Genomic DNA, 12433 nt, shown 5'->3' on the forward strand with positions numbered 1-12433 from the left:
GCGGAGTAAATAAATGAATTATAATGAAAAAAAAGATTATGGATTATATGCTTTAGCAATATTAGCTCAATATCACAATATTGCTATTAATACTGAAGAGATAAAACATAAATTTGATATAGAAGGGAATGGATTAGATCTTACTTCTTGGTTATTAGCTGCAAAATCTTTAGAACTAAAAGCACGACAAGTAAAAAAATCAATTGATCGGCTAGCATTTATCGCATTACCTGCTTTGATTTGGCGAGAAGATGGACAGCATTTTATTTTGACTAAAATTGATAGCCAAGCAAAAAAATATTTAATTTTTGATTTAGAAACACGTAATCCTCGTGTATTAGAACAGGCAGAATTTGAAAGCTTATATCAAGGCAAACTTATTTTAGTTGCATCTCGTGCCTCAATAGTAGGCAAACTAGCAAAATTTGACTTTACTTGGTTTATCCCAGCTGTAATTAAGTACCGTAAGATTTTTATTGAAACATTAATTGTTTCAATTTTTTTGCAAATTTTTGCATTAATTACACCGCTTTTCTTCCAAGTGGTAATGGATAAAGTCTTGGTACACCGAGGTTTTTCTACTTTAAATGTAATTACCGTAGCGCTGACAATTGTTGTGCTATTTGAAATTGTACTCAATGGCTTACGAACCTATATTTTTGCACACAGTACCAGCCGTATTGATGTGGAATTAGGTGCAAGGCTGTTTAGACATTTATTAGCATTACCGATTTCTTATTTTGAAAATCGCCGTGTGGGCGACACCGTTGCTAGAGTGCGAGAACTTGATCAAATCCGCAACTTTTTGACGGGGCAGGCACTAACTTCGGTTTTGGATTTAATGTTCTCCTTTATCTTTTTTGCGGTGATGTGGTATTACAGCCCTAAATTAACCCTTGTGATTTTAGGCTCACTACCATTTTATATGGGCTGGTCAATTTTTATTAGTCCCATTTTACGTCGTCGTTTGGATGAAAAATTTGCCCGTGGTGCAGATAACCAATCATTTTTAGTGGAATCAGTCACGGCAATTAATACCATTAAAGCGCTTGCGGTTACGCCACAAATGACCAATACCTGGGATAAGCAACTTGCTAGTTATGTTTCGGCTGGTTTTAGGGTGACAACCTTAGCCACTATTGGGCAACAAGGCGTACAGTTTATCCAGAAAGCGGTAATGGTAATTACCCTTTGGTTAGGCGCCCATCTCGTGATTTCAGGCGATCTAAGTATTGGGCAATTAATTGCTTTTAATATGTTATCTGGTCAGGTTATTGCGCCTGTGATTCGTTTGGCTCAACTATGGCAAGATTTCCAGCAAGTAGGGATTTCGGTTACTCGCTTAGGTGATGTTTTAAACTCGCCAACAGAAAGCTATCAAGGAAAATTGGCCTTACCCGAAATTAAAGGTGAGATCAATTTCCGCAATATTCGTTTCCGTTATAAACCTGATGCGCCAGTCATTTTAAATGACGTGAATTTATCCATTCAGCAAGGGGAGGTTATCGGTATTGTTGGTCGTTCTGGCTCGGGTAAAAGTACTTTAACCAAATTGATCCAACGCTTCTATATTCCTGAAAACGGGCAAGTACTCATTGATGGACATGATTTAGCACTTGCAGATCCAAATTGGTTACGCCGCCAAGTTGGAGTGGTGTTACAAGATAACGTGCTGTTAAACCGTAGCATTCGAGACAATATTGCGCTGGCAGATCCTGGAATGCCAATGGAAAAGATTGTACAAGCGGCAAAACTGGCTGGTGCACATGAATTTATTTCAGAATTGCGTGAAGGCTACAATACGATTGTCGGTGAACAAGGTGCGGGTTTATCGGGCGGGCAACGCCAACGCATCGCGATCGCTCGAGCATTAGTAAACAACCCGAAAATCTTAATTTTTGATGAAGCAACTAGTGCATTAGACTATGAATCAGAGCATATTATTATGCGTAATATGCATCAAATTTGTAAAGGACGAACCGTGATTATCATCGCCCACCGTCTATCAACGGTTAAAAATGCCGATCGCATTATTGTGATGGAAAAAGGACAGATTGTAGAACAAGGTAAACATAAAGAACTTCTCGCTGATCCAACTGGTTTATACCACTATTTACATCAATTGCAGTCGGAATAGGGAGAGCAACATGAAAACATGGTTAATGGGTTTAGATGAATTTTTCCAACGCTACAAAGCAGTTTGGTCGGAAGTATGGAAAATTCGTCATCAACTTGATACACCAGACCGAGAACGTGATGAAAGTGAGTTCTTGCCTGCACACTTGGAATTAATTGAAACCCCCGTTTCAAAAAAGCCAAGATTGGTTGCTTACTTAATTATGCTGTTCTTATTTTTAGCTTTAGTGATTTCAATTGTCAGCCATGTAGAAATTGTTGCTTCCGCTTCAGGAAAACTGGCCTTTAGCGGACGCAGTAAAGAAATCAAGCCAATTGAAAATGCACTGGTAAAAGAAATTTTTGTACAAGATGGACAATTTGTACAAAAAGGGGAATTATTGTTACATCTTACTGCGCTTGGCGCTGATGCTGACTTACAAAAGACCCAAAGTTCGTTATCACTGGCAAAGTTGGAGCGTTATCGTTATGAAACGTTACTCGATGCGATTGAAACGAATCACCTGCCATTAGTGGAATTAACCCATCATGATTTTAATCATGCATCAGAAGAGGATAAGACACGGATTCGTCACCTCATCACGGAACAATTCCAAACATGGCAAAAACAAAAATACCAAAAGGAATTGGTATTACAACGCCGAGAAGCGGAAAAACAAACTGTGCTCGCTAATATTCGTAAATATGAAGGCATTACCCGTATAGAGCAGGAAAAATGGAAGGATCTGAAAAAACTGTTCAACAGCAAAGCGGCAGCCAGACACGATGTGTTAGCACAGGAAAACCGTTATATCGAAGCAGTCAATGAGCTTGCTGTTTACCAATCTCGTTTAAATGAGGTAGAAAGTGACTTGCGCCAAGCTAAAGAAGACGCTCAATTAATTACGCAATTGTTCAAATCAGATGTGCTTGAAAGACTCAAACAAAATGTTGAAACGGAAAAGCAACTTAAACTTGAGCTACAAAAGAATGAACAGCGCCAAGTGGCGTCTGTTATTCGAGCACCTGTATCTGGCACAGTACAGCAATTAAAAACGCATACTGTTGGTGGCGTGGTGACTACTGCGGAAACGTTAATGGTCATTGCGCCAGAAGACGATGTGCTTGAAGTAACTGCTTTAATTCAGAATAAGGACATTGGTTTTATTGAAGTAGGACAAGAGGCTGTAATAAAAGTAGAAACTTTCCCTTATACTCGCTACGGCTATTTAACGGGTAAAGTGAAACATATCACGCTAGAAGCGATTGAGCATCCTCAGCTTGGTTTGGTGTTTAACACCATTATCTCTCTTGATAAGAAAACCCTTGCGGGCAACGATGGTAAAGAAATTGCACTTGGATCAGGGATGAGTGTAACCGCCGAAATCAAAACAGGCGAACGCAGTGTAATTAGTTACTTATTAAGTCCACTTGAAGAATCGGTTTCTGAAAGCTTAAGAGAACGCTAATTCACACAATAAACAAGCGGTCGAATTTCATCAAATTTTTGCAAAACTTTTGGGAAATTCGACCGCTTATTTTATGTAAAATGTGATTGATTTACTTAGCAACAATAATTTTTGAGCCATTTGAAAACACGATTTGGCGTGCTTCAAATTGTGCGTTTAATTGCACTTGTGGATTTTTAAATACCGCTTGTGCTTCAGGAGATAGCTCAGACAGTGGCACAGAGAACACTAATTCAGCCGTTGTTCTGCGCTTTAAATTATCCTTAAAAGTCACGGGTGTGTCTTGGGTTAGGATAATTTGCCCATCATAAATATAATTCACTGCCCATTGCACAATACGAATATTACGTTTAGCTTTATTCTCAATCGTATATTTAAAACTCAGCATCGGCTGACCTTGTGGGTCTTGAGTAAGTTCATAGCCAAAGAAACGTAGTGCAACGCTATCATTAAAACGCTTTTGATTTGCTTCTTTCACTGAAAGCGGTGCATTTTTGATAACGGCTTTATGTTCCACTGTTGGGTGAATTTGGTTACCTTGTGCATAAGCATTCATTACCAATAACAGCATTGTAGTCGTAAATAATGTTGAGAATTTCATAAGTTACCTCAATAATTAAACATCATTATTAATTTCAATATATATTGGCAGATTTATGGCAAGGTTGCAATCACAGCGTAACCATCCAATTCTGCGATTAAATCTACTTGACTTCCTGCAGCAATAAAGACAGATTCACCTTGTTGCAAATGAATTGATTCTCGCCCTAAATCAATATATAAACTGCCTTTCATTACTAATAAAATGCTCGCACAATCTGCCGTGAAATTTTCCTCATCAAATGGCTTAAATTCCAAATGCTGTAAAGCAAAATCTTTAGCTTCAGGCGTAGCATAAAGATGAATAAAACCATCACCTTCTTGGTAAGCAGGAATAATTCTTGGTGTCACAGGACGGTAATCAATTGAGTGTAGCAAAGCAGGAATATCAATATGTTTAGGCGTCAATCCACCACGAATCACATTATCTGAATTTGCCATCAGCTCAATATTTTGCCCGCGCAAATAAGCGTGTGGTAAGCCTGCGCCTTGATATAAGCCTTCACCTTTTTTCAAATACACAATATTAAAGAAATAAAAACAAATAATTCCGCCGTCTAAATGATGTAACGGCGAATTCATCACATCTGAAATATAGCAAATCCAATAATCTGGATGATCTGGTTTAAGTTTGCCCGCCTGATAGTCCTCAAATTTTTCTTCAATAATTGGTAATAACCATTCGGCAATTTGTTGTTTATCGGCTTGCATAATATCAGCATATACCAATGGCAATCCTTTTTCGTCTAGTGCTCTTGCAAGCGGTTTGAGTGACTCATGCTGCTCCAAACTTGCTTTAATTTCAACAATGGGTTTAAAGCCGTGCAATCCCCAAAAGTCCGACAGTGCGATCATCATTTCTGGTTTATGATTACGATCTTTATAAACACGATTTGGAGCATTAAGTGGAATGCCTTGCTGATTTTCTAGCGCAAAGCCATGTTCAGCTTCAGCTTTGGTTGGATGGATTTGAATAGAAAGCGGTTGTTTTATATCTAAAATTTTCAATAGATAAGGAAGATTATCGCCAAATTGGCTACGGATTTTCTCACCTAATAATTCAGGAGCGGTTTGGATCACCTGATCCAAAGCTAACCATTTTTGTTCAAACAGAATATCGGAAGGTGCCGAGGGGTGCGTGCCAAGCCAATATTCTGCATAAGGCTTCGGCTCAATATTTTCTAGTTTTAATAAATTAGGAATAAAAGTTGAACCTCCCCAATCATAATGTTGAAATTTGCCTTTTAATTTAAAAATCATTTTTTGTATCCTCCAAAGAAGTTTACAACTTTCTCGACATCTTCAGGCGCTTGAATACGCACTAATAAACGGCGCCCACTTTTTAAATCAATCACAATAATTTGCGATTCTGCCAAATTGATCTGATGAATATTCGTATACTCAAAAAATACATTCGCAAAAAAGAATCCCTGCTCTTTTAACAATAAACGTGGCGAGCGTAAAAAAGTGATATAAACACAAAGTATAATCGAAAATACTAATAAATAAATGGTTAATGCTTCTATGCCATTTTGTACGCCATAAATAATAGATAAGCTAATTAATCCAATCAAAATCCATGCATCGCCTTTAACTTGCGGCTGTAATACTACGGTCAGTTTAGTTTCACCTTTAAGTTTCGGCATAATGACTTGATCATAAATGGCAAACGCCAATATACCAATAATTCCGATAAGCAAAATAAGATTTGTCATGAATATTTACCAATAAAATCATAAAAAAACAAGCGGTCAAAATTTATTGAATTTTTGCAAAAAAATCCACAAATTTTACCGCTTGCTAGAGAATACCAAACCAACTATTCGGCTATGGCAATAAGATTACGCTAAAGCGCCTGTTGCTGCCCCTAAGATACCGATAGCAAAGAAACCTACGATAATCCAAAGTGCGTTTACACGGTTACGTAATAACCACATACAAGCAAATGTTAATAGTAACGGTAATAAACCTGGCATTAAGCTATCAAGGATTTGCTGTACCGTTGTTGTTTGCTCTGTACCATCTTGCATTTGAATGGTTGAAACTACAAGCGGAACGTTGATACTCGTCCATTTTTGCACCAATGCGCCCATAATAAATAGACCTAAGATTGATGCACCTTCTGTTAATTTTTGTAGTAAACCACCACTCATATCTTGTACTACATCTAAACCTTTTTTATAACCGTAAGTTACACCGTAGTAACGTGTCGCTAAACGAACAAGGTTGAATAATACGAAGAATAAAATTGGACCAAGAATTGAGCCATTTAATGCAATACCTGCACCTAGTGCTGCAAATACTGGACGTACTGTCCCCCAGAAAATTGGGTCACCCACACCAGCAAGCGGCCCCATTAAACCCACTTTGATACCGTTAATCGCTGCATTATCAATTTCTTTACCGTTTGCACGTTCTTCTTCCATCGCAATAGTTACACCAAGTACTGGCGCTGCTACGAACGGTTGAGTATTAAAGAATTCTAAGTGACGTTTAATTGCATCTTTACGCTCTTGCGAGTTTTGGTCTGGGTATAAACGTTTGATTACAGGTACCATTGAGTAGGCAAAGCCTAAGCCTTGCATACGCTCGAAGTTCCATGAACCTTGGAATAAGTTTGAACGACGAACAACCGCATTCAAATCACTTTTTGTTACTTTTTTGATTTCAGTAGTCATAGTTAATTCCTTCTTAGTCTAAGCGGTTGTCTAAGCCATTGTCTGCTGCTTGAGCAACTACAACTTGTTGGCTTTTGTTGTATTTAGGATGTAATTGGATGTAAAGCAATGCCATGATTGCACCTAATGCACCCAGTGCAACAAGGTTAAAATCAGTAAAGCCTGCAATCACAAAGCCCGCATAGAAGAATGGCATTAAGTGACCAGCGCGCATCATATTGATAACCATCGCATAACCTACTACTGCAATAAAGCCACCTGCAATTTTAAGACCTGTAGTAACCACTTGTGGAATTGCATTTAACATAGTTTGTACTGAATCTGTACCCGCAGTTAATGCAACGATAAGTGCAGGGATTGCAATACGCATAACTTGAAGCATTAACGCACCACGATGTAACCAGTCTAAACGTGCAAGGCTACCGTCTTCAATTGATTTATCTGCTGCGTGTTGGAAACCAACTGTTACCGCACGCACAACATAAGTTAATACCTGACCTGCTGCTGCAAGTGGAATCGCAACTGCAATACCTGTTGCAATTTCTTGACCACCTACAATAACAAGGATAGTCGACACTACTGACGCTAACGCTGCATCTGGTGCAACTGCCGCACCAATATTCATCCAGCCTAACGCCATTAATTCAAGTGTACCACCGATAATAATCGCTGTTTTAATCACTTCTGCTGAATCTGGCGCACCTACAGATAACGCTAAACCTACTAAAGTACACGCAATAATAGGACGTTGTGTTTGCCATTCATCAAGAATTGAACCCGCACCTGAAATACAAGCAGCAAGGAACACTAAAAGAATTTGTAATGCTGAGAGTTCCATAATAATTTCCCTAGATTAAGTTGTGTTTTTTCAATAAGTCCATCATCGCTTGACGGCTATCGCTCGATACTTTACGCACTTCTAGCTCAACGCCTTTCGCATCAATCGCTTTAAATGCCTCAATATCTTTTTGATCTACCGCAACTGCATGGCTAACCATTTGTTTACCCTCTTTGTGAGAAATACCACCTACGTTAATCGTTGTTAATGGCACACCACCTTCAATTAGGGTCAAAACATCACTCGGGTTAGTAAATAACAGCATTACACGGTCATCTGCGTATTCTGGGTTGTTATATACACGAATCATTTTCGCTACATCAACCACGTGTGCAGTTACCCCTAATGGCGCAACACTTTTCAGCATAGTCGAGCGAACTTTGTCTTTCGCTACATCATCATTTACTACGATAATGCGTTGGACTTTACTTTCTTTGGTCCACACCGTTGCAACCTGACCATGAATTAAACGGTCATCAATACGCGCAAGCGCAATCGTCATACGGCGACCATCATCCACAATTTCAGCTTGCGGTGCAGGCTGTGCTTGAGCTTGAGCCACTGGTGCTGGTACTTCTGCTACTGCTGGCTGATGATTTAATGAACGCACACCTGTTGAACCTGCCTCTAACGCAACTTCAACCAGCTCTTGTAACGATTCAACATCATCACGTGCCATACACGCATTGACCAACATTGGAATATTCACGCCTGTTACGACGTCCATATTGGTTTTACCTTCTTGGAAGCGATTTGCCGCATTAAACGGACTACCGCCCCACATATCAACGAGGAAAAGCACTTGATCACAATGTGATAATTCGCCTTCCACTAACGCTTGATATTTACCCATAATGGTTTCTGCATTTTCGCCAGGCACGAAGTCGATATAGGCAACGTCTGACTGCTCACCGATCAGCATCTCCGTAGTTTTGAGAAGCTGCTCTGCTGCAACACCGTGGGTCGCTATGATAATAGCAATGCTCATTATTTACTCCTTAATGGATTCTTCTGAAATTTTTTTCAAATAGAGTGAAAATCGGAGTAAATTGTAGATAGTTCTTTACATAACACAAATGACATTTATTAGATTTGTGATCTAGCTCTCATTAATATTGTTCAGCTGATTAATTATTATTCATATTGATTTAAATTAATTAATTTATTAATGAAATTAATTTCCACAAATCGCCTGATTTTTGAAATTTCACTATAAAAAAAGACCGCTTGTTAAGCTAACAAGCGGTCGATTTTTTGTTTAATTTTGCAACTGTTACTCTTTTGGTAAGCGCTTAACTGCAAAAGCTAATCCGCCCCAAATAATAACAAGTGCGATACTCATCATAATAATTGCTGAAGTACTCATACTATTTCCTATTCTTCTGGGTTAAATTCTGTTTCATTGTGCCATTTTAAGCGAGAGAGAATGAGCGCAACTACAACGAGTGTGGCAGCCATTCCCCAACCAAAAATATTCACAAACCAGCTTGGATAGCCTTCATAACCTTCATTGAATACTTTAATTGCTTCGCTGAATAACATGAATGCTAAAACACCTGTTGTTACCACTACAGCCAAACGCCAGAATGTACCCACTTTAATTGATGAAGTTTTATTGATATGGTGGCCAAGCGTGCTTAATTTGCCTTTTGCTACAATCGCGACTAATGATGCAAATGCCACCGCAACAATACCGAAGTTATTAACGAATTTATCCATCACATCTAGCATCGGTAAGCCTGTTGTGGTACCAAATAACACCACAGATACTAACATCATTGGTAAACCAACGATGAACGTTGAAACTACACGGCCTAATTTTAATTTGTCTTGTACCGCAGAGATAATTACTTCAATCACCGAAATAAATGAAGTTAATGCGGCAAACGTTAATGAACCGAAGAATAATACCCCTAGCACAGTCCCCATTGGTGCTTCATTAATAATAGTTGGGAATGCGAAGAATGCTAAACCGATACCACCTTTTGCAACTTCACTGACTTCCTGACCTGCAGCAGTTGCCATAAAGCCTAACGCCGCAAATACACCGATACCTGCTAACACTTCAAAGCTTGAGTTTGCAAAACCAACTACCATTCCAGTGCCTGTTAAATCGGCATCTTTTTTCAAGTATGATGAATAAGTAATCATAATACCGAAGCAGATTGAGAGCGAGAAGAAAATTTGTCCATAAGCAGCAATCCATACACTTGGATCTGCTAATTTCGTCCAGTCTGGGGTAAAGAGTGCATCTAAACCTTTTGCCGCACCAGGTAAGAATAACGATGACACCACTAAAATAATAAACATTGTTACCAATACTGGCATTAAAATGCCTGATGTTTTAGCGATACCTTTTTCAACACCTAACGCCAATACGATTAAAGCGATGATCCAAACAATGATAAGTGGGCCTACCACCATACCAACGAAATCAAAACTGATACCATTAGCAATATCACCCATTTTTAAAAATTCGCCAACAAAGAAATCAACAGGCTTATTACCCCAAGCTTTCGTCAAAGAGAAATAGGTATACACAGCAGCCCAACCAAGTACCACCGCATAGTAAATACCGATAATCACGTTTACTAAAACTTGCCACCAGCCGAATACTTCAAAGTTTTTATTTAAGCGGCGGAATGATAATGGCGCTGCACCACGATGACGGTGACCAATCGCAAAATCTAAAAAGAGTAAAGGAATCCCCGCTGTTAAAAGTGCGACGATATAAGGAATAATAAATGCACCACCGCCATTTTCGTAAGTGGTATAAGGAAAACGCCAAATGTTTCCTAAGCCAACAGCAGAGCCGATGGCTGCGATAATAAAGGCATTACGACCAGAAAAAGTGGCACGTTTTGCCGAAGTTGCGTTGCTAGAAGACACGAGATATACCTCAAATATTAAATTTTAAACACACTAGGTTTTTATTTAAAAATAAAAAGAAAATTGATTGCGAATTGATCGCAAGGGCGTGAAATATGCCGAAGAATAAACAAGAAGTAAAGAGGATAAAATAAAATTTGGAGGCCTTTATCACTATTTTAATAGTGAAAAAAACTACTTTTAACGATAGATTTTAGACTATTAAACTAACAATCAATCACAAATAGAGAATTATGTAAACTCTGAGATAAATTTATAGCAGATTTGTTCGAATTTTATTAGATTAAAAAACAACCTAGCCAAAAACTAGAAAAATGAATCATTACTATAAAAATAAGCGGTCATATTTGCTAAAAATTTCGGTATTATGTAGCTGCTACACAGACATTTTTTGTAGAGACGAACGATATTCGCCTGCACAAATTTTTGTGTGTTTACGGGTAGGCATGTCTGCGCCTACTTCATTGAAACAAATTCGCACTTTTGTGCATTTGCTACATAATTTCAAAAAATTTTGCAAATATGACCGCTTGTGGTTTAGTCAGTAAGTTGCTCACTGGCAATGGGTTCAACTTTAGCCTGTTTTACCATATTATCTGCCACTTCAAGAATGGTGACGCGCAAATCATTTAATTCGAATTGAGTATCTTCATCTGGGATTTTTTCTAAATGTTCCAAAATTAAACCGTTGAACGTACGTACTTCATCAACAGGTAAATTCCAGCCAAATAATTTATTGAGATCACGTAGATTTGCAGAGCCTTCAATAATTACCGAGCCGTCCGATTGTTGCTTCACTTCTTCATCTAAGCTTGGTGCAGTTGACGTTGTAAACTCGCCAACAATCTCTTCTAAAATATCTTCTAAAGTAACTAAACCTTTAATATCACCGTATTCATCAACAACTAAACCAATACGTTCTTTATTGCTTTTAAAATTCATTAATTGAGTAGTTAATGGCGTGCCTTCTGGAATGAAATACACTTCATCTACCGCACGAATAAGCGTTTCCTTACTTGGTTCATCTTTTTCTAACAATAAACGGAACGCCTCTCGAACACGTAACATCCCTAGCACATTTTTATCCATATTGCCTTTGTACAGCACCACTCGAGCGTGCGCTGCATGATTTAGCTGGCGCATAATAGATTTCCAGTCGTCATCAATATCAATGCCGCCAATATCGTTACGAGGCACCATAATATCTTCAACAGTAACCTTTTCCATATCCAAAATAGAAATCAGCATCTCTTGGTGCTCAGTTGGAATAAATTTGCCAGCCTCAAGTACCACCCCCCGAAGCTCTTCTGCACTTAAACCTGTGTTTTCATCTTTTTTAACTCGTAGCAATTTCATCAATACATTGATCACAACATTCATAAAAAAGACGATTGGCATCATCACTTTTTTTAGCGGTGTTAAATAATAACTTGCGACAAAACCAACTTTTTCAGGGTAAATCGCCGCAATTGTCTTTGGCAAAATCTCAGCGAAAACTAACATCAAGAAGGTTAAAATACCTGTTGCAGCAGCCACTCCCGCATCGCCAGCAATGCGCATACCAATCATGGTTGCAATCGCAGAAGCTGCAATATTTACTAAATTGTTACAAATTAAAATAAGGCTAAGTAAAACATCAGTTTTAGCTAATAAATTTTCCGCTAAACGAGCGCCCTTATGTCCATTTTCGGCAAGGTGTTTCATTTTATAGCGGTTAAGAGACATTAAACCCGTTTCAGAACTAGAGAAAACAGCGGAAAGAATAAGGAGAATAGCAAGTGAAATAAAAAGGGTACTCAGGGGGATACTGTCCAAAATTAAGATCCTATATAAGTGAATAATTA

11 protein-coding genes are annotated in these 12433 nt (G+C 38.4%); 2 read left to right on the forward strand and 9 right to left on the reverse strand.

Going from position 1 to position 12433, the window contains the following annotated elements; all coding sequences use genetic code 11:
* Positions 1–13: 13 nt before the first annotated feature.
* Together apxIB and F8M47_RS11695 are read left to right on the forward strand one after the other, a co-directional pair.
* Complete coding sequence (apxIB, locus tag F8M47_RS11690) at positions 14–2137, forward strand: RTX toxin T1SS ABC transporter permease/ATPase subunit ApxIB (RefSeq protein WP_150540255.1); 2124 nt, start codon at positions 14–16, stop codon at positions 2135–2137.
* Between the two features lie 10 nt (positions 2138–2147).
* Complete coding sequence (locus F8M47_RS11695) at positions 2148–3584, forward strand: HlyD family type I secretion periplasmic adaptor subunit (protein ID WP_150540256.1); 1437 nt, start codon at positions 2148–2150, stop codon at positions 3582–3584.
* A 91-nt stretch (positions 3585–3675) separates the two neighbouring features.
* Here F8M47_RS11695 and F8M47_RS11700 read toward each other — a convergent pair whose 3' ends face one another.
* From F8M47_RS11700 to F8M47_RS11740, 9 genes are all read right to left on the reverse strand, one after another.
* Complete coding sequence (locus tag F8M47_RS11700; protein ID WP_150540257.1) at positions 3676–4185, reverse strand: hypothetical protein; 510 nt, start codon at positions 4183–4185, stop codon at positions 3676–3678.
* A 53-nt stretch (positions 4186–4238) separates the two neighbouring features.
* Entirely contained in the window at positions 4239–5444 is a 1206-nt protein-coding gene (gene manA, locus F8M47_RS11705) for a mannose-6-phosphate isomerase, class I (RefSeq protein WP_150540258.1), read from the reverse strand.
* On the reverse strand, positions 5441–5899 hold the full coding sequence (locus F8M47_RS11710; protein ID WP_150540259.1) for a DUF986 family protein: 459 nt from the start codon (positions 5897–5899) through the stop codon (positions 5441–5443). The genes manA and F8M47_RS11710 overlap by 4 nt, the downstream gene beginning before the upstream one ends.
* 126 nt (positions 5900–6025) lie before the next feature.
* The gene (locus F8M47_RS11715; RefSeq protein WP_150540260.1) at positions 6026–6862 is read right to left on the reverse strand and encodes a PTS mannose transporter subunit IID; all 837 of its coding nucleotides are present in this window, start codon (positions 6860–6862) and stop codon (positions 6026–6028) included.
* Between the two features lie 13 nt (positions 6863–6875).
* Entirely contained in the window at positions 6876–7700 is an 825-nt protein-coding gene (locus tag F8M47_RS11720) for a PTS mannose/fructose/sorbose transporter subunit IIC (RefSeq protein ID WP_150540261.1), read from the reverse strand.
* 10 nt (positions 7701–7710) lie between these two features.
* On the reverse strand, positions 7711–8688 hold the full coding sequence (gene manX, locus F8M47_RS11725; protein WP_150540262.1) for a PTS mannose transporter subunit IIAB: 978 nt from the start codon (positions 8686–8688) through the stop codon (positions 7711–7713).
* Positions 8689–8973: 285 nt separating this feature from the next.
* Positions 8974–9066 (reverse strand): methionine/alanine import family NSS transporter small subunit, encoded by a 93-nt coding sequence (locus F8M47_RS11730; protein WP_150540263.1) that lies wholly within the window; start codon positions 9064–9066, stop codon positions 8974–8976.
* Between the two features lie 8 nt (positions 9067–9074).
* Positions 9075–10589 (reverse strand): sodium-dependent transporter, encoded by a 1515-nt coding sequence (locus F8M47_RS11735; protein ID WP_150540264.1) that lies wholly within the window; start codon positions 10587–10589, stop codon positions 9075–9077.
* 537 nt (positions 10590–11126) lie between these two features.
* Entirely contained in the window at positions 11127–12404 is a 1278-nt protein-coding gene (locus F8M47_RS11740) for an HlyC/CorC family transporter (protein ID WP_150540265.1), read from the reverse strand.
* Positions 12405–12433 lie beyond the last annotated feature (29 nt).

It is taken from the genome of Actinobacillus vicugnae (genome assembly GCF_901687125.1).
GTDB classification, from domain to species: domain Bacteria; phylum Pseudomonadota; class Gammaproteobacteria; order Enterobacterales; family Pasteurellaceae; genus Actinobacillus; species Actinobacillus vicugnae.